General features: G+C 74.8%; 11 protein-coding genes. 3 read left to right on the top strand and 8 right to left on the bottom strand.

Annotation, left to right across the window (positions count from 1 at the left end; translation table 11 throughout):
• Positions 1-173 precede the first annotated feature (173 nt).
• Positions 174-3,893 carry an AAA family ATPase gene (locus FZ103_RS19745; protein ID WP_156003227.1) on the top strand — a complete coding sequence of 1,240 codons (3,720 nt, stop codon included), beginning with the start codon at positions 174-176 and terminating at the stop codon, positions 3,891-3,893.
• 182 nt (positions 3,894-4,075) lie between these two features.
• Positions 4,076-4,369 (top strand): DUF3040 domain-containing protein, encoded by a 294-nt coding sequence (locus FZ103_RS24955; protein ID WP_186356560.1) that lies wholly within the window; start codon positions 4,076-4,078, stop codon positions 4,367-4,369.
• Positions 4,370-4,461: 92 nt separating this feature from the next.
• Here the strand turns inward: FZ103_RS24955 and FZ103_RS19735 are convergent, their stop codons facing one another.
• From FZ103_RS19735 to FZ103_RS19720, 4 genes are all read right to left on the bottom strand, one after another.
• Positions 4,462-6,606, bottom strand: a complete 2,145-nt coding sequence (locus FZ103_RS19735) for a penicillin-binding transpeptidase domain-containing protein (RefSeq protein ID WP_343233612.1) — start codon at positions 6,604-6,606, stop codon at positions 4,462-4,464.
• A gap of 332 nt (positions 6,607-6,938) precedes the next feature.
• On the bottom strand, positions 6,939-8,294 hold the full coding sequence (locus tag FZ103_RS19730; protein WP_186356681.1) for an FAD-dependent oxidoreductase: 1,356 nt from the start codon (positions 8,292-8,294) through the stop codon (positions 6,939-6,941).
• A gap of 280 nt (positions 8,295-8,574) precedes the next feature.
• On the bottom strand, positions 8,575-9,084 hold the full coding sequence (locus tag FZ103_RS19725; protein WP_156003218.1) for a hypothetical protein: 510 nt from the start codon (positions 9,082-9,084) through the stop codon (positions 8,575-8,577).
• 179 nt (positions 9,085-9,263) lie between these two features.
• Positions 9,264-9,953 (bottom strand): lysophospholipid acyltransferase family protein, encoded by a 690-nt coding sequence (locus FZ103_RS19720; protein WP_186356559.1) that lies wholly within the window; start codon positions 9,951-9,953, stop codon positions 9,264-9,266.
• 177 nt (positions 9,954-10,130) lie between these two features.
• On the opposite strand from FZ103_RS19720, the gene FZ103_RS19715 reads away from it, so the two are divergent.
• Positions 10,131-12,254 carry an FUSC family protein gene (locus tag FZ103_RS19715; protein WP_156003215.1) on the top strand — a complete coding sequence of 708 codons (2,124 nt, stop codon included), beginning with the start codon at positions 10,131-10,133 and terminating at the stop codon, positions 12,252-12,254.
• Positions 12,255-12,422: 168 nt separating this feature from the next.
• On the opposite strand, the gene FZ103_RS19710 is transcribed toward FZ103_RS19715, so the two are convergent.
• The 4 genes from FZ103_RS19710 to FZ103_RS19695 form a co-directional block, all read right to left on the bottom strand.
• On the bottom strand, positions 12,423-13,094 hold the full coding sequence (locus tag FZ103_RS19710) for a cyclase family protein (protein ID WP_156003212.1): 672 nt from the start codon (positions 13,092-13,094) through the stop codon (positions 12,423-12,425).
• 204 nt (positions 13,095-13,298) lie between these two features.
• The gene (locus FZ103_RS19705) at positions 13,299-14,549 is read right to left on the bottom strand and encodes a hypothetical protein (RefSeq protein WP_186356558.1); all 1,251 of its coding nucleotides are present in this window, start codon (positions 14,547-14,549) and stop codon (positions 13,299-13,301) included.
• 37 nt (positions 14,550-14,586) lie between these two features.
• On the bottom strand, positions 14,587-15,249 hold the full coding sequence (locus FZ103_RS19700) for a pyridoxamine 5'-phosphate oxidase family protein (RefSeq protein ID WP_156003209.1): 663 nt from the start codon (positions 15,247-15,249) through the stop codon (positions 14,587-14,589).
• Positions 15,250-17,445: 2,196 nt separating this feature from the next.
• On the bottom strand, positions 17,446-18,000 hold the full coding sequence (locus FZ103_RS19695) for a GNAT family N-acetyltransferase (RefSeq protein WP_156003205.1): 555 nt from the start codon (positions 17,998-18,000) through the stop codon (positions 17,446-17,448).
• Positions 18,001-18,361 lie beyond the last annotated feature (361 nt).

The raw sequence follows: 18,361 nt of genomic DNA, 5'->3' as shown, positions 1-18,361 counted from the left end.
GGCGCGGCGTGGCCGGTACCGGTCGCCGAGGGCACGGCCGCCCCGGCCGGCCCCGCAGGACGGCAATCTGGAAAGCGGGACGCCCGCCGCCGCGGCGGCGCCCCGCGCCCCGCGCCCTCCCTCCGCGCCCGCGGCGCACAGCCCCGCCACAGCGGCCGAACGAAGGAGCCAGGTTGACGGCGATCCGCCTGCCCGAGCACTTGGAGCTGCTCCTCACCGACGAACCGGTGCTGGACGTCTACTCCTACGGCCCCTGGCGGGTGCCCGACGGACTCGTCGACGAGCTCACCCGGCGCATCGCCAAGCTCATGGAGGACCCCCGGGCGCGCCCCTTCCGCCCCTCGGGCACCCGCAAGCGCGACCGCATGGCCCAGGAGGCGCTGCAGCAGGTCATCATGCTTTCCGGCGGACTCCGGGTCAACGCCGGCTACTACGCGCGCCTGCCCGCGATCCTGACCGCCGAGCACCTGCCGCACGCCAACACCGCCACCGACCCCACCCAGTGGATCTTCGACAACCTGCGCCTGCCGCCCTCCTACGACCTGTTCGAGGCGGCCGCCGACCGCGAGGAGCGCGAGACGGCCCTGGAGCTCATCCGCGAGCTCCTCGAAGCCGTCGAGGGCATCGCCCCCTGGGAGGACCGCCGCGAGGCCATCCTGCGGATGCACCGCGCGCGGGCCGAGGACCCCGAAGCGCACGCGGCCGACCTCACCGAGCGCCCCCGCGACCTGCGCAAAGCCTGGATGGCGGCCGCCGCCGACGACGTCCTCGCCGCCGTACCCGAGTTCGCGCCGCCGCCCGACTTCCTGCAGTGGGCCTACTCCGGGTTCACCGCCGCGCACAAGCGCATCGGCGCCGCCGCCTACGACGTGCCCTCCGCCGAGGACGTCGTCACCGACATGTGCCTGGGGCTGAGGCTGCCCAGCCTGCCGCCCATCGCCAGCGTCGTCCTGGGGGCCGACGCCTACGGCGAGCAGGCGGTGCGCTTCGACGACCGGCGCGCCGAGCACAACACGGCCGCCTGGAACAGCCGGGCCCGCACCTGGCTGTGGCAGGCCGTGCTCGCCGGCGAGATCGACGCCGTGCGCGCCTGGCTGGACATGGGCAGCCGCTGCGCCGCCGCGCTCAGCTCCGGCGAGGACAGCCTCCTGCAGAAGCCCTCCGCCGCCGTTCCGCTGCCCGTGGTCGGCTTCCAGCAGGACCTGCGCCGCTACGGGCGCCCGCCGCGGCGGACCATCGGCGTGCCCGCCGCGCCGACCGGCGCCGCCGGGGCCGAACCGGCCGGCGGTCGGGACGCGGCCCCCAAGGACGGCGCCGAGCGGGCGCTGGCCGAGCTTGACGCGCTCATCGGGCTGGAGGAGGTCAAACGCGAGATCCGCGCCTGCGCCGCCGAGGCGCGCGCCGAGCGGCTGCGGGCCGCCGCCGGCGTCGACATCGCACCGCCCGCCCGCCACCTGGTCTTCACCGGAAACGCGGGAACCGCCAAATCCACCGTCGCCCGCATCCTCGGCTCCCTCTACGCGCAGCTGGGCGTGCTCTCCTCCGGGCACCTGGTCGAAGTGGGCCGCGCCGAGCTGGTCGGCGAGTCCCTCAGCCAGACGCCCGCGCGCGTCGAGCAGGTCGTCCGCAGCGCCCTGGGCGGGGTGCTGCTCGTCGACGACGCGCACACCCTCACCGAGTCCGACTCCGGCCGCGGCCTGGGCCACGACGCCATCACCGCGCTGCTCAAGCACATGGACGACCGCCACGGGGAGTTCGCGGTCGTGCTGGCCGGACCCGACAGCGACATCGGGCGGTTCCTGGCGGCCAACCCGCGCCTGGCCGCCCGTTTTCCGCAGCGGCTGGAGTTCGGCGACTACACCGGCGCCGAACTCGGCGCCCTTTTCAACGCAGCCGCGACGGACGCCGGCTACCTTCTGGGCGAAGGCGTGCGCGAAAAGGCCGAACGCGTGCTGCGCCGCACCGCCCGCGGGCCCTCCTTCGGCAACGCCCGCACCGCCCGCGCGCTGGCCGACCGGGCCGCCGCGCTGCAGGCCCGCCGTGTCGCGGCGCTGGGCGAGGAGGCCGGCGCCGACACGCTGCGGACGCTGCTGCCCGGCGACGTCCCCGACTCGGCCCTGCCCCGCGCGACCGGCGCCCGCCCCGCAGCGGCCCCGGAGCGGGCCGCCGGCGGCGGCGCGGCGACCGCGCCCCGCAGCGCCGGGGACCCGGACGAAGCCGCCGAGCCGGCCGGAGAGGCGATGCGCGAGCTGGACCGCCTGGTGGGGCTGTCCACCGTCAAACGCGAGATCGCCCTCTACGCCGCCGAGGCGCGCGCCCAGCGGCTGCGCGAGGCCGCGGGGGCCCCGATGCCGGCGCCCGCCCGCCACATGGTGTTCATGGGCAGCCCCGGCACGGCCAAGACCACCGTCGCCCGGCTGCTCGGCGCGATCTACGCCGAACTGGGCCTGCTGGCCTCGGGCCACCTCGTCGAAGTCGGCCGCGCCGACCTCGTCGCCGAGTACATCGGGCAGACCGCGCCGCGCGTGGAGAAGGTGGTGCGCACCGCGGTCGGCGGGGTGCTGTTCATCGACGAGGCCTACACTCTCACCGAGTCGGCCTCCGCCAACGACTTCGGGCACGAGGCCGTCGCCACCCTGCTCAAGATGATGGAGGACCACCGCGACGACCTCGTGGTGGTGGTCGCCGGCTACGAGGAGCAGATGAGCCGGTTCCTGGCCTCCAACCCCGGCGTGGCCTCGCGCTTCCCGCGCCACCTGCGCTTCCCCGACTACACCGACGACGAGCTGGCCGAGATCTTCGCGGTGATGGCCGAGGACGCCGGACTGGCGGTGGGCGCCGGCACCGCCGCCCGGGTGCGCCACGTGCTGCGCACCGCCCCGCGCGACAGCGCCTTCGGCAACGCGCGGCTGGTGCGCAACCTGCTGGAGCGCGCCACCGCGCTGCAGGCCCGCCGCGTCACCGAGGCCGGCGAGGACCGGTCGGGCGGCCTGAGCGAACTGCATCCCGCCGACATCCCGGTCACAGCCGGTGCGCGCGTGGCCACCCTGCCCCCAGGCGACCCGATGGCCAAGCTGGCACAGCTCGTCGGCCACGAGCACGTCAAGAGCGAGGTGCGCTCCCTGCAGGCCCGCGCCCGCGTCGAGGAGGCGCGCCGCGACGCCGGCGTGCATGCCGCGGCCGCTCCCGGGCACATGGCCTTCACCGGAAACCCGGGCACCGCCAAGAGCACGGTCGCCGCGCTGCTGGGTGCCGTCTACGGCCGGCACGGACTGCTCAGCTCGGGCCACCTGGTGCGCGCCGAGCCGCACACCCTCACCGCCCCCTCCGTCGAGCGCGGCGCTCCCGTCGAGGAGGCGGTCGCGGCGGCGCTGGGCGGGGTGCTGTTCGTGCCCGGGGCCCACCGGCTGGGCGCCCACCGGCCGGGCGCGGCGCCCGCGGCCGAGACCGTGGAGGCGCTGGCCCGCCGGATGGCCGAGCACCGCCACGACCTGGTCGTCGTGCTGGCCGGAGGGCGCGAGGAGCTCGGCGCCCTGCTGGACGCCTATCCCGACCTGGCTGCGCTCGTCTCCCGGCGCCTCCATTTCCGCGACTACACCGACGAGGAGCTGGCCGCCATCGTCGCCGAGCGCGCCGAGGAGGCCGGCTTCGTCCTGGGGCGCGGCGCGGCGGAGGCGGTGGCCGACTGCCTGGCACGCACCCCCCGCACTCCCGCGGCGGGCAACGCCCTGCTGGCCGAGGCGGTCTTCGAGCAGACGGCGGCCAACCAGGCGGCGCGCCTGGCCCGCAGCGGCCGCACCGAACCCGCGGAACTGCGCGAGCTGACCGCCGTCGACGTGCCCGCCACGGCCCGGGGGCTTCCCGAGGAGCGCCGGCCCGGCCTGTACCTGTGATGGGCGCGGTCCCGCCGGGGGACAGAACCGCTCATTCACCCCCATCCACTCGTATTCGGCCACGAATTCGGCGCCCGGATGACTGGGCGGGGGCCGCGCGGTTAGATACCCCTCAAGAGGCGAGCGCGGCTACGACGCGTGGCTGCGGACCGGCCGACACCGCGAGCGGCGAGGAGGGTGCGATGTCACTGCGTGAGAACGAGCGGCGGATCCTCGCCGAGATCGAGGACGCACTGTCCAAGGACGACCCCGACCTCGACGGGCATCTGCGCAGCTTCGGCGGCGACGCCCTGTCCCCGGACGACGACCGGCCCGGCAAGGGGGTGCTGTGGCTGCTGGTGGGGGTGGCGGTCCTGGTGCTGTGCGCCATGCTCGCCGGGCTCTACTTCAGCGCGCCGGTGCAGGGCACGGCACCCGCCACTCCGCCGTCCCCGGCGGGCGCCGCGGAACCCGGCGCGGGCGCCGGCGCCGGGTGAGGCACTGAGCCGCGCGCCGCGGCAGGACGCCGGCGGCGCGGCAGGCGGCGTCTGCCCGCCCGGGCCCGGCGGGCGCACGGGCGGGCGTGTGCTCACAGCGCGTCGAGGAACGCCTTGGCCAGCGGCGCGGCGGCGCCCGATCCGCTCTGGCCGTCCTCGACGACGACCGCGAAGGCGATGTCGCCTTCGTAGCCGACGAACCAGCCGTGGGCCGGCAGTTCCTCGCCCTCCTCGGCGGTGCCGTACTCGGCGGTGCCGCTCTTGCCGTGCACCTCGCCGGTGAAGCCGACGTCCTTGGCCGTGCCCTGGGTGACCACCGCTCGGGTCATGTCGCGCAGGTGCTGGGCGTGGTCGATGGGCCGCGGCTCGGGCCGGTCGGCCGGTGCGGGCTCGGTCACCAGCAGCGGCGCGCGCCACGAGCCGTCGGCCACCGCTGCGGGCAGCGTGGCCATGTGCAGCGGAGAGGTCAGCACCTGGCCCTGCCCGATGCTGGAGGCGGTGAGCAGGCTGACGCTGTCGGGCTGGGGAAGAGAGGGCTTGAACACCGGCACGCCGCCGGCGAACCCGGTGTTGAAGCCGAAGCGCTCGGCGCTCTTGAGCAGCGAGGCGCCGTCGAGCCGGTCGGCGACCTCCTGCACCAGTGCGGTGTTGCAGGAGGTGGCGAAGGCCTCGGTGACCGTCTGCGCTCCGTAGGCCGCATCGCCGGCGTTCTTGTAGGGGCGGCCGCCCACCGTCGCCTTCTTGGGGCAGTTCAGCTGCGCGTCCATCCCCATGCCCGAGTTGAGCAGGGCGTGGTAGGAGATGATCTTGAAGATCGAGCCGGCCGGGTACTGGCCGTCCAGTGCGCGGTTGAAGCCGCCGGGCACGTTGGCGGCGGCCAGCACCTCGCCGGTGGAGGGGCGCAGCGCCACCATAGCGGTCGGCTTGGACTGGTCGACGATCGCCTGGGAGACGGCGGCCTGGATGCGCGGGTCGAGGCTGAGCGTGACGTCCTTGCCGTCGGAGCCGCCGAGGGTCGCGAGGGTCGGGGCGTCCTCGGGCACGTCCTGGGGCGGGGTTCCCGACTTCGCGACGCGGATGGCCGTGGCGGCCTTGCCCGCCAGGCGGTCCTGGTAGGTCTTCTGCACGCCGCTGACGCCCACCGGGTCGCCGACCTCGTAAGCCGGGCCGAGATCGGCCAGGTCCTCCTCGGCGACGGTGCCGATTTCGCCGACGATCATCTGCACCGACCCCGAGGCGCTGCCGTCGTCCAGCCGGGTGCCGTCGGCGGCGAGGACGTGCCCGCGCTCGCCCCACTCGTTGGTGCGCACGAGCGTCTGGCCCGGACCGAGGTCGGGGTGCAGCGCCGCGGGGCTGAAGTCGACCTTCCACTCCCCGTCGGCCTGCACCAGCGGCAGTTCGCCGGAGTAGCTCCACTCGCCCGCGTTGCTGAGCCCGAACGCGGCGTCGAAGGGGACGGTGGCACTGTCGTCGCCCTCCTCGACCTGGCCGGTGGTGACGCTGACCGTGTCGATCCCCAGGTTCTCGTCCAGCCGCTTCAGGGCCGCGGCGGCGCCGCCGCCGGCGGCCAGCTCGCCCATGGCCGCGTAGTCCTGGGAGTTCCACGCCTTGGCGTAGGCGTCGGCGGTGTCCTCCGGCTGGGGGAGGGTCAGGATGTACCACGACACCCCGCCGCCGACGAGGGCGAGCACGACCAGCCCGCTGATCAGGCCGATGACCAGGCCCTTGCGCGAGCGGCGCGGCCGGTCGCCGGGGCCGGGGACACCCTCGGCGCCGGCGGGGACGTGGGGCGGCCCGTCGCCGGCGCCCGGCGAGTAGCCCGTGCCGGGCGCGGGCCCGGTGGGGGCGGCCGCCGGCTGCGGCTCGGGGTGGCCGGATCCGCCGGCCGGCGCGAGGGGGTCGGGGCCCTGGGGCCGCGGCGGCTGCGCAGCGGAGTCGGGGGAGGGGCTGGGGATGGAGTAGGGAGAGGACGGGGCGGCCGGCTGCCACTGGGCCGGCTGCGGCCCGCCGCTCCCGGGGGCGGCGGGCGCCTGCGGCGGCTGCCCACCGGGCGGCTGGGCGCCTCCGAATGCGCGGTCGCCGGGACCGGCCCAGGCCGGCGGTCCGGCGGGCGCATCGGGGCCGTAGGCGCCGGGCTCGGGGCCGGGGCCGTCCTCGTCACCGCCGTGCCGGCCGGGCGGCGGAAAGGGAGAGGGGGAGGGTTCACCCGGTCCCCAGGGGCGCCGGTCGTCTTCCACGGGGGTCGTCCTTCCAAACAGCGCCGCCCCGCCTTCCAGGCAGGAACGCGGGGCGGGTAGAGAGGATGAGTGGCCGGTGTGGCGGTCGCCTCTCGGCGCATGGCACAACGCGGCTCCGAAGTCCGTACGGTCGTCCGCCGGAGCGGGCGCCGCACGCGGTATTCCGCGAAGGCGATAGGTGAGGCCCGGGGGACACTTGCTACCACACCGGCCACTGGCGACTGTAACCCATAACGGCGCCGATGTGTTCCGCGAGGGCCGGAGTCGGGCGAGGTAATCCGCATCACACCGCGTGTGCGGGAGCGGGCTTGCGCCCCGTGCCGGCGCCGTCCTCAGGCGGGAGCGCCGGCCCGGGCGATGCGGGTCATCTCCGCGCGCGAGCGCACCTTGATCCGCTTGCGGCCCCGGGCGAGGCCCAGCGACTCCTCGTGGGCCTCCAAGCGCTGCCAGCCCTCCCAGGTGGTGTAGGCGACGCCGCGCTCCTCAAGCAGGCGCAGGAACGCCTCGGGCTCGGGCTCGGCCGCCGGCGCGAACGCCGCGCGGTCGGCCACCAGGTTGGTGACGGTCTCCAGCGCGTCGCCCTTGGTGTGGCCGATGAGGCCCACCGGGCCGCGCTTGATCCATCCCGTGGCGTAGACGCCGGGGACGGGTTTGTCGTCGAGGTCGAGGACCCGGCCGCCGTCGTTGGGGACGACGCCGCGCTCGGCGTCGAAGGGCAGGTCGGCCACCGGGGAGCCGAGGTAGCCCACGGCACGGTAGACCGCCTGCACGTCGTGGTCGACGTACTCGCCGGTGCCGCGGACGCCGCCGTCGCCGGTCAGCTCCATGCGCTCGGTGCGCAGCCCGCTCACCCGATCCTCGCCCAGCACCGCTGCGGGGCGGTGCAGGAAGTGCAGGTGCAGTCGGCGCGGTTCGCCCCGCGGGTCGCGGATCGCCCAGTTCTGCAGGATCTTGACGTTCGTCTTGACCTGGTTGGACTCCTCGATGGCGGCCATGCTGGCCGCGCACAGGTCGAAGTCCTCGGGGTCGACCAGCACCTCGACGCCGGGCTGCTTGTCCAGTTCACGCAGCTCCATCGGGGTGAACTTGGCCTGGGCGATACCGCGGCGGGCGAAGACGTGCACGTCGGTGACCCGCTTGTCCGCCAGCGACCGGTGGACGTCGTCGGTGATGTCGGTGCCGAGGAGGTCCGCGGCGTCCTTTGCCAGGATGCGGGCGACGTCCACGGCGACGTTGCCCGCGCCGATCACCGCGGCGGCGCCGCCCTCGACGTGCCGGGCGGGGTCGGCATCGGGGTGGCTGTCGTACCAGGCGACGAAGTCCGCGGCGCCGTGCGAGCCGGGCAGGTCGATGCCGGGGATGTCCAGCGGGCGGTCGCGGTCGGAGCCGGTGGCGAACACCACGGCGTCGTAGTGGCGGCGCAGATCCTCCAGCTTGAGGTCGCGGCCGTAGTCCACGTTGCCCAGGAACCGGACCTCGGGCTTGTCGAGGACCTTGTGCAGGGCCTGCTGGATCTGCTTGATGCGCGGGTGGTCGGGGGCCACGCCGTAGCGGACCAGGCCGTAGGGGGTGGGGAGCCGGTCGAGGACGTCGATGCTGACCGGTGTGCCGCACGCGGCCAGGGTCTCGTCCTTGGTCAGCAGGTCGGCCGCGTAAACACCCGCGGGGCCGGACCCCACGATTCCCACGCGCAGTGGTCGCGTCATTGGCACATCTCCATTGGTCGCGTCAGCTCGGGTCGCGGTGCGCAACCCGGGCACGCTGTACGAGGTTAGGCTAACCTAATGCTGCTTGCGAGTAGAAAGCCTACTAAACCGACTCGGAAGCCCGGCAAGCAGCGTCCAGTGCGGGGCACCGCGGCTCGGGCTGTGCGGACCGGCGTCCGCACGGGTCAGCGGGGGTACGGCGCCCCACACAGGGCCAACACCGCGCCCGCTCGCGCTAAGCCGGGCGGGGATGTGGATTCGCTCACGCCGGGCCGGAGGCCACCTCGCCGGCCGGCCACAGCAGGATCAGAAACGCCTCGCGCCCGCGCAGCCCCTCCGCGGCCCGGCGGAACTCCGCTCCGGCGGCGTCGCGGTGCAGGAGCCGGTCGCAGCAGCGCGCCACCTCGTGCCGCATCCGCGCCCGCACCTCGGCGCGGTAGCGGCCGACCCCGCCGGCCAGGCGCAGCAGCCCCGCGCTCCTGGCCCGGGCGTCGCCGCCGATCGCCACGTAGCCGCGCAGGTACACCAGCGCCGCGGCCGTCTCCTCCCACTCCGCCGCGCCGGACGGGGGAGGGGTGCGGTCCCACTCCTCCACGGTCACGTCGACGTCGACGCGCCCCTGCAGGGTGCTCAGTTCGATGTGATCATAGCCGCAGGACAGCAGCGAGCCGTCGGCGAAGACCGCCGCATCCGCGTGCGCGCACAGCCCGTGCACCCGGAAGGAACCGCCCCGGGGCAGCACCGGGGCCCGCAACCGGCTCAGACATGGCACCGGGCCTGCACCTCCCGACGTACGCCCGTGTCAGCGAGTCCGCGGCGCGGCGGATCCGCGAGGCAAACCGGCAGAGGCGAGGGGACCGGTCTTGATCGACGAGCGTAGCGCCGCGGCGTGCGCCGTGCCCGCTGAACGGCGAAAACAGGCAGGTGAGCGGGCAGGCGGCCGCGGCCGCCTCAGGCCTTGCCGGAGTCCGGCTCGGCCTTGACCGACGCCGCGAAGCGCGGCACCGCCTCCTGGCCCGACAGGCGCTGGATCGCGGCCATGACGGCGTCGGTCGCCGCCCTGCGCGACCGCGCCCTGCCCTCTTCGCCGAGCCACGGCGCCAGGTCGACCGGCGGCCCCACGCGGATGCCGATCCGGCGCAGCGCGGGGACCCGGCGGCCGCGGGGCAGGATGCGGTCGGTTCCGGCCAGGGCCACTGGTACCACCGGCGCGCCCGAGGCCAGCGCGAGCCAGGCGATCCCGGTCTGGCCGCGGTAGAGGCGCCCGTCGGGGGAGCGGGTGCCCTCGGGGAAGATCCCGAAGGCCGCTCCGTTGCCCAGGATCTTCAGGCTCTGCTCCATCGCCTCCTTGGAGCTCTGGCCGGGGCGCCGGTCCACGGAGAGCTGGCCGATGGCGCGCAGCGCCCGGGTGAAGGTGCGCTGGGCGAGGTTGCCCTCGGCGAACAGCTCCCGCTTGGCGATGAAGGTGACCTGCCGCGGTACCGCCACGCCGATGAACAGCGGGTCGATGTTGGACAGGTGGTTCGAGGCAAGGATCACCGGGCCCTCCGCGGGGATGTGGTGCAGGCCCTCCTCCTGCAGCGGCCAGATCCCTCGGGTGGTCGGCGCGATGACCGTCTTGGCGGCTGCGTACAGCTGCACGGCTGGTGTCCTCTTTCGATGCGGAGCGGGCAGAGCCCGGTGCGGGGACGGCGGGGAGACTCGGTGCGGAGCCGATGGCCCGAGCTTAGCGGTGCGGCCGCGGCGGGCGGAGGCGCCGGGGGCGACTCCGCCACCCGCCGTACCGGTCGAGACGCCCGGCCGCCCGGCCCATTTACCATGGGGTCCGTGCACGATCAGGGGGAGACGTCAGGCGGTGGATCAGCGGACCCGACGCCGAGCGAACCCATCTGGAACCCCCCGGCCCGCGTGCGCCCCCGAGTGGCCGAGCGCCCGCGCCAGCGCATCAGCCTGAACGCGCTGTTCGGACTGGCTTCCGGCGGCTGGGCGTGGAGCATCGCCGTGCAGGCCGCCGTCGCCATGTCCGCCTCCTTCGCGCTGGCCACGCTGCTGTTCGACCCGCGGGTGGCCACCCTGGCCGCCTTGGGGTCGATGACGGTCCTTTACGAGCGGGAGACCCCCTACCGGTACCGCTCCTTCGCGCTCGCGCTCGTCGGTCTGGGGTTCGTGGCCTGCGTGTCCGTCGGCTCGCTGGCCGCGGTCAACCCCTGGGCCGCCGCCGTGTCCATCGGCGCGGTCGCCGCCGTCGCGACGTGGCTGTGCCAGGCGCTGCGCGTGGACCGGCCGGGCCCGCTGTTCTTCGTGCTGGTCTGCGCCATCGCGACCATCGCCTCCGGCGGGCCCGCGGCGGTGCCGATGCACGCGCTCATCGCGGCCATGGGCGCCGGCGTCGGCTGGCTGGTGTCGATGACCGAGGGCCTGGCGCGCGGCCGCCACCCCGAACACCGCGCCGTCGCCGTGGCGTTCAAGCAACTGGCGGCGCTGCTGCGGGCGATCGGCACCCCCCGGCTGGACCACGTGCAGCACGAGGCCTCGATCGCCGTCGCCAACGCCTGGCGCATCGTCCTGCTCAGCCAGACCCGCGGCTACCGCGACACCCCGGCGGCCGCGCGCCTGCGCGCCCTGCTGCGCTGGGTCTCCGACATCCACCTGGCCGCCACCGACGTCTCACTGGCCCGCACCGAGCGCCTGCCCGCGGTCGCCGGGGACTTCGCCGAAGCCCTGGCCGACGCGGTGGCCAAACCGGACCAGACACCCGACGAGACCGGGCTGGACGAGCTGCGCAAGGGGCTGCGTCCGCGATCCCTCGAAGGCCGCCTCTACAGCAGGCTGGTCCGCGCCGCCCAGGCGGCCCGGCGCAGCGACCACGAGGCCGAGGGGCGCGGGCTGAAGCTGCACGACACCGCGACTCCGCCGCTGCTGCAGACCTTGCGCTCCAGCCTGGCCGCCGGTTCGCTGATCCGCCCGACCGCGCTGCGCATGGGCATCACCGTCGCCGTGGCGGGGGTGGCGGGACTGGCGCTGGGCATCGAGAGGTTCTACTGGATCTCGATCACCGCCACCTCCGTGCTGCAGGCCGGCAACGTCGTGCTGTCGGCCAACCGCTCGCTGCAGCGCGCGCTGGGCACCCTCGTCGGCGTCGTGATCGGCGCGCTGCTGCTGAGTTATCAGCTCCCGCTGGCCGCCACCATCCTGCTGCCGGCCTGCTTCATGGGCCTCACCCAGCTCGTGGTGGGGCGCAACTTCTTCTACGCCAGCATCTTCATGACGCCTATGGCGCTGATCCTCGCCTACACCGCCGCGCCCCACCCGGTGGAGCAGCTCGCCGAAGCCCGCATCGTCGACACCCTGCTGGGCTCGGTGGCCGGAGTGGCCGGCGCCGTGCTGCTGTGGCGGCGCGCTGCGGCGGCGCGGCTGCCCCAGACCATCGCCGACGTCCTCGGCACCACCCGCACGGTGCTGCTGGCGGTACTCGACCCGGACGTGGAGCCGGGCCCGGCCCGCACCTACCGGCTGCGCCGCGACCTGAGGTCGGCGCTGGTCAGCCTGCGCGGCGTCTACGACAGCGCGATGGGCGACGTACCGCGCGCCACCACCACCCGTCCGCTGTGGCCGGTGGTCGTGGCCGCCCAGCGCAGCGGGTACCTGGCGCTGTCGGCGCTGGCCCTGGAGAAACCGCCGCCCGCATCCCAGATCACCCTGCAGCGGCTCGACGTCGCCTTCGACGAGCTGATCGCGGCCCTGCTGGAGCGGCGCACACCGCGGCTGGGCGCGGTGCCGCGGCTGGTGGACTATCCGCGCATCAACATGGAGCTGCACGCGCTGTCCTCCGCGCTGCGCACCGCGGTGGCCGAGGACGCCCGCACCGCCGAGCGCGAGCGGGAGCGCCGCGCCCAGCGCGAGCGCCGCAGGGCCCATGAGGAGATCGACGCCGACCTGTGAGCGGCGGGCGGCGCCCGCGGCGGGCGCCGCGCCGACACGGTCTGCTCTGCCGGGCTCGGCACGCCGGAGTCGGCGGCCGCGCGCACGGGCCCGGGCGCTGACGAGCGGCCGCGCGCACTGGTCCGCGCGTCCGGGACGCTCGGCAAGCGCGTCCCCGACCGGCGAGGGCTACTCCACGACGGCGAACGCGCGCACCGGGAAGGTGGCCAGGCCGCGGATCTTCACCGGCACGGCGAAGAAGGTGAACCCCGTGGCCGGCAGCCGGTCCAGCAGGCACAGGTGCTCCACCACCGGAATGCCCGCCGCGAGCAGCAGCGAATGGACCGGCCGCGAGCCCTGGCTCTGCACCGAGGTGTCGTCGATGTTGACCGAGTCGATGCCCACGAGCGCGGCACCGGCGTCGGCCAGGGCCCGCGCCGCGTCGGCGGCCAGGTAGGGGTGCTCGGGCGAGCCGTAGTGCTCGGAGCGCCAGTGCCGGTCCCAGCCGGTGCGCAGCAGGACGGCCTTGCCCGCGACGTCGACGCCCTTGACGGCGTCGGCGGTGATCGCGCGCTCGCCGCTGTCGCGCCGGTCGATCACCGTCCCCGGCAGGTTGGCGACCTTCTCCAGGTCCAGGTCGGCCAGGTCGGCGCCGTCGCGGTAGCGGTGGGCGGGGGTGTCCAGGTAGGTGCCGGTGTTGGAGACGAGCGAGATCCGGCCGATGGTGAACTCCGTGCCCTGGGCGTAGGAGGCCTGCGACTCCTCGAAGGACAGGTGCTCCTCGATGACCGGCCCGGGCAGGCCGGGATAGGTGGTCATGCCCGCCGCGATCTGGTGGCTGACGTCGACCAGCTGCGTCATAGATCCGCCCTCTTCTCTGCGCGTCCCGAGGTCGCTGCCCCCGAGGCGGGGGCAGAGGTCTAGACCAAACTCTAGCGTCACCAGCGCTTTTCGGAAGAGAGCATCCCCGCCCTTTCCCCGGTCCCGTGTCCCCGCACCTCCGGTCGCCCGGCCTGCGCTCATCGCCGCCCGCCCGCCGCAACCCGCCCCGGACGCCGTCCGGGCTCAGTTCGGATCCGCGGCGGCCCCGCCGTCGCCGCCGGCCGGCCGGGCGCGGGACGCCGGCTCGGCATCGCCGCGTGCGCGCAGGCGCTTGAGCTCGGCCAGCGCATCGTCCAGGTGGGCCTCGGCGCGTTCGGCGCGGCGCACCGCCTGGGCGCGGGCATCGTCCACGGCGTCCAGCCGGGCCGCGGCGTCCTGCCTGGCCTCGGAGAGCGCGTCGGCGGTCGCGGCCTGCCGGCGGGCGAGTTCGGCGCGGTGGTCGGCGCGCTCCTGCTCAGCCGCGGTGCGCGCCCGTTCCAGCGCTTCGGTGAGCCGGTCGCGCTCCGCCGACACCTCGTCGAGGCGGGCGCGCAGATTCGCGGCCTCGGATTCGGCACGCTCGGCCCGGCGCTGCTCCTCCTGCGCACGCCGCTGGGAGTCGGCGGCGCGGCGGTCGGCCTCCTCGGCGGCGCTGCGCTGCTCGTCGATCAGCCCGCGCAGTTCGGCCTCCTCGGTGCGGGCCCGCTCGCGCACCTCGGCCAGCTCGGCCGCACTGCGCTGCCTCTCGGCGTCGACGCGTTCGGCGGCCGCCCGCTCGGCGGCGTCGACGCGGTGCTGGGCCTCGGAGAGTCCGGCTTCGCACTCGGCGCGGGCCGCCGCCGCATCCGTGCGTGCGCGCTCGGCCTCCTCAGTGGCGCGGTCGCGCTCGGCCAGTGCGGCCTCGCGCCGGGAGATGGCCGCATCGGCCATGCGCTCCGCGGCGCCCGCGGCCGCGATCGCCGAGGCCGCCGCGTCCTCGGCGGAGCGGCGCTCCTGGTCGGCGGCGCGGCGGCGGTTGTCGGCGTCCAGCCGGGCCGACTCGGCTTCGGCGATCCGCCGGGCCGCGTCGATACGCGCCGCCTCCACCTGCGCTTCCACGCTCGCGGGGTCGGTCATGGTGGCGAAGGCGTCGCGGGCCGAGCCCAGCGTCGCGGACAGCTGCTCGACCTGGACCGAGAAGCGTGTCAGCAGCTCTTCGGCGCGCAGGCGGGCGTCGGTGACGGGGGTTTCCGCGGTCGCCGACGCGGTGCCGTCGGCGGGGGAGGGATCGGCGGGCGCCTCCCGGCCCATGCCGTCGTCGGTCTCCTGCTGCAGCCGCTGGCGTTCGCGCCAGGCACGCCAGCGGGTGTGCTCGGGCAGGTCGCAGTACTGCGGCGGCCGCCCCGGCGCGGAACTGCGCGGCACGGGACGGGTGCAGCCGGGAAAGTTGCAGGTGTTCGCGTCGCTTGCTGCCACGCAGCCGAGCCTAGTGCTCCGCCGCCCGCGGGCGCGCTCAGGAGGGCAGGGCGCGCAGGTAGTCGGGCAGTGCGGCCGGGACACCGCCGGTGTCGGGCTCGGGCGAGCCGTAGGCGCGCCGGGCGGGCACCACCCCCGCCCAGTACGGAAGGCCGGCGTCCTCGGGCTCCTCGCTGACGCCGCCCGACCGGGTCTTGGCCGAGACCTCCTCCAGGTCGAGGCGGAGCACGGCGGTCTGGGCCAGCTCCTTGGCGGTGGGCGGCCGGCAGTCGCCGGCCCGGCCGGGGAATGGGGCGTCGAGCAGGGCGTCCAGCGCCGCGCGGTGCTCGGCGGGGTCGGTGACCCGGCGGGCGAGGCCGTGGGCCACGACCGAGCGGTAGTTCAGGGAGTGGTGCATGGCCGAGCGGGCGAGGACCACGCCGTCCACAAGCGTGACGGTGACGCAGACCCGCAGCCCCTCGCGGGCGTTGCGCAGCGGGCGGCCGCCGGTGGAGCCGTGCAGGTAGAGGCGTTCGCCCACGCGGGCGTAGAGGGTGGGCAGCACGACCGGATCGCCGTCGGCCACGAATCCCAGGTGGCAGATGTACTCGGCGTCGAGCACTGCGTGGACGGTCTCACGGTCGTAGGCGGCACGGTCGGCGTGGCGAGTGGGGGAGGTGCGCGGGGAGGGGGCGTAGGAGGCGGCTTCCTGATCGGCCATCGATCCACCAATTTTGAACTAGTTCAAATAGTCGTCTGTATTAGGATGATGTGCTGACGTGGTGTTCCGTGTCAAGGCGTTCCCGAGGGGAGCTCCGGAGGGGCGCCGAAGCCGCCGGAGGGGGCGCGGACGGGTGAAGACGGGGCCGGCGGCGGGGGCTGGGCCCGCGCGTGTCGGTTCGGGTGTTCGCCGGTGCGGGTGGGCGACGGGGGCGGCGAGGGCGGTGGGTGGCTGGGCCTGCGCGTGTCGGTTCGGGTGTTCGCCGGTGTCGGTGGGCGACGGGGCGGCGAGGACTGCGCGGGGTTCGGGTCGGCGATCATCGGTTGCCGCCCTCGGATGGCCGGTCACCCGACGAGGCGGCGACGGCCGTGCAGGGCTCGGGCCGCGTGGATCGGTTCGGGTGGGCGCCGGTGTCGGTGGGCGACGGGGACGGCTGCGCGCCCGGGTGGCGTTCCGGTACGCCCCACCAACCCACGCGCCCGACCCGAAACCCGGAACGCCCGAATTAATCTAACTCCCCAACGGCGATCTTGTACCTGTGGTCATTGTGAGCCTTCACAAGCGACCACAGGTACAAGATCGCCGCCGCTGGGAGCATCGACCCCGAGGGATCGCCTCCGATGTCCCGGTTCGTCCGCCGGGTCGGCTGCCGCACCGCACCCCGGTTGCGTCGAGGGTGGCCGTGGGGCCACGCTCGGCGCCGAGTGTGTCCCCATCGACACCCTCGACGCGGAAGCCGGGCACGGAAACCCGACATTCGACACCTTCGGGGCGGCGGCGGGGCGACGAGGTGCGCCGCGCGATCGCCGGGGCGGCTCCGGGCCGCGCGGGGGGCCGCCCGCGGCGTCGAATCCTCCCGCGGTGTCCGGTATGCGGGGGCGCCGGGACGGCCCGCGCGGCCCGGATCGGCGATGATCATGGCGTTTGGACCGGGGATCCGCGCCGAAACCGCTCCAAACGCGCACCTCGTGGCACCCCGGCCGCCTTCACCCCCCGCCGCATCCGGGCAGTCCGGGCAAAACATCCCGGTTTCCTTCCGCATCCCGGAAGACCCGGGGTTGCGGCGCGCCGCGCAGCCTCACCGCGCGCCATCGGCGGGCATCGTGGCCCCACCCGGAGTGAAATGCCCGAAACGTCCGCGCCCGGGCGGTGTGTCAGAACGGCGGGGGCCGCTTTGCAGGAACCCACCGGGTACCACCCGGGGCGGTCACCATCGGGGCTGCGGCAATGGGTGCGCCTCGCGAAGCGCGGTCACAGCTTGCCGCCGAGCGCACGCAGTCCTTCCCAGGTGGAGCCGCACCACGGGTGGCGGGCCTCCGAAACACAGGTGCACCGCCGCTCGGCGGCAAGCTGGCGCACCGCGCTTCGCGCATCACAGCCCCATTGCCGCAACCTCCTGGGGTGCCCGACTCCTTAAACCCGACGTAGGCCGCCCCACCACCGCCCTCGCCGCCACCGTCGCCTGCCGCGCCGACGGGCACCGGGTCCGGTGGGCGCGGGCTGACCCCGTGCGGCCGTCGCTGCTGCGCCGGATGATCAGCCATCGGCCGACACCAAGCGATGACCGCATAGCCGGGCCATCCGCCGTCCTCGCCGCCTCCGTCGCACGGGTCACCGGCGGGCACTCGAACCGGTGGGCTCGGGCCCGGCCATCCGCCGTCCTCGCCGCCCCCGTCGCACGGGTCACCGGCGGGCACCGGGTCCGGTGGGCGCGGGCTGGACCCCCTGCGGCCGTCGCCGCCCTCGTCGCGTGGGCCACCGGCGGGCACCCAGCCCGATGGGCACAGGCTGAACCCCGTTCCTCCCTCGCCGCCCCGTCGGGGCCGGCCTTCTGCCGGTATCTCCTGCCGACAACACGCCTGCCGACAACACGCCCTGACCGCTACTCCCAGCAGTTCCAGCCCAAGGGCGCCCGGTTCGATGGGCTTGGGGGCGGCGCGGCGCGCCGCCCCCAAATCGCGTCGAACGGATATCAGCCATCGGCTATCGGCGATCACGCCGATCCCGTGCCTGGTGCACCCGACCTATGCACAAACCGAATCGCTGAGTGCCCCGACCCCCGAACACCCGGTTCGACCCCCGAACACCCGGTTCGACCCCCGAACACCCGGTTCGACCCCCGAACACCCGGTTCCTGCACGATGCCGGTGCTCAGGTTCAGCGTTCAGCGGGCGTGCGCGTCTGAGCGACCAGGGCTCAGTCGTGGCCGCTGAACGCGCCGATCCGGCTCACCATCGTCGTCACGAAGGGGCGGAAGCCCTCCTGCTCGAAGAAGCGGATGTCCTCGGAGCTCGTGGCCAAGGCGGTCAGCTCCAGATCGCGGATGCCCATGCCGCCGACCTGGCGGCGCAGCTCCTCCAGCAGGCCCGACCCCACACCCGTGCCGGTGTGGTCGGGGTGGACGGAAAGAGTCTGCACGACGGCGACGCGCGAGCCCCGGTCCCAGGAACCCTGCTGGTTCTCGCGGACGGTCACCATCGCATAGCCCACCGACTCCCCGTTGCGCTCGGCCACGACGGCGAGGGTCTCGGGCTCCCTCAGCCAAGCCAGGTACTGCGCCCGGCGGCGGCGCCACGATTCGTCGGCGGTCACTCGGGTGATCATGTCCTCGAGGTGCGGCGCCGTGGAGGTGTGCTGCTCGTGCAGCGCCGCCCACAGGTCGGCCAGCTCGTCTACGTCTGCGGGGCCCAGGTACCGGAAGCGCAGCGTCGGAACTCCACCGAATGTTTTGGTCGCCAACGAAGTTTCCATGTTCTTTCCACCCGTTCTCGATGCGTCCGCGCACCCCGGCCTCGCCGCACCCGGTGCTGTGATGCAGACCGATCGGCGAGGTGGGCTGTATTTCCGACGGTACGTCGCAGCAGCCGCCTGCGCCGCCACGACACGAGGGAAAGGTGCCTGTGTAGTAACAGCGACGAAAGTTCCGCAGAAATTCACACCCTCCGTTCCCCGTGATCGGCCCCGCGCTTCCCGTGCTCCCCCTGCGGCTCCCGCGCCGGCGCCGCTTCGACCGCCGTCCGCCGCCGTCCGCCCCGCGCCCACCGGGCCGCGCCTGCTGCCGGTGGGGACGGCGCTACCCCGAAGGTGCCCCGGCGGAACACGGGCGCGACAA

It is taken from the genome of Streptomonospora sp. PA3, from assembly GCF_009728995.1.
In the GTDB taxonomy this organism is placed as follows: domain Bacteria; phylum Actinomycetota; class Actinomycetes; order Streptosporangiales; family Streptosporangiaceae; genus Streptomonospora.
This window is presented reverse-complemented; position numbering and strand designations above follow the sequence as displayed.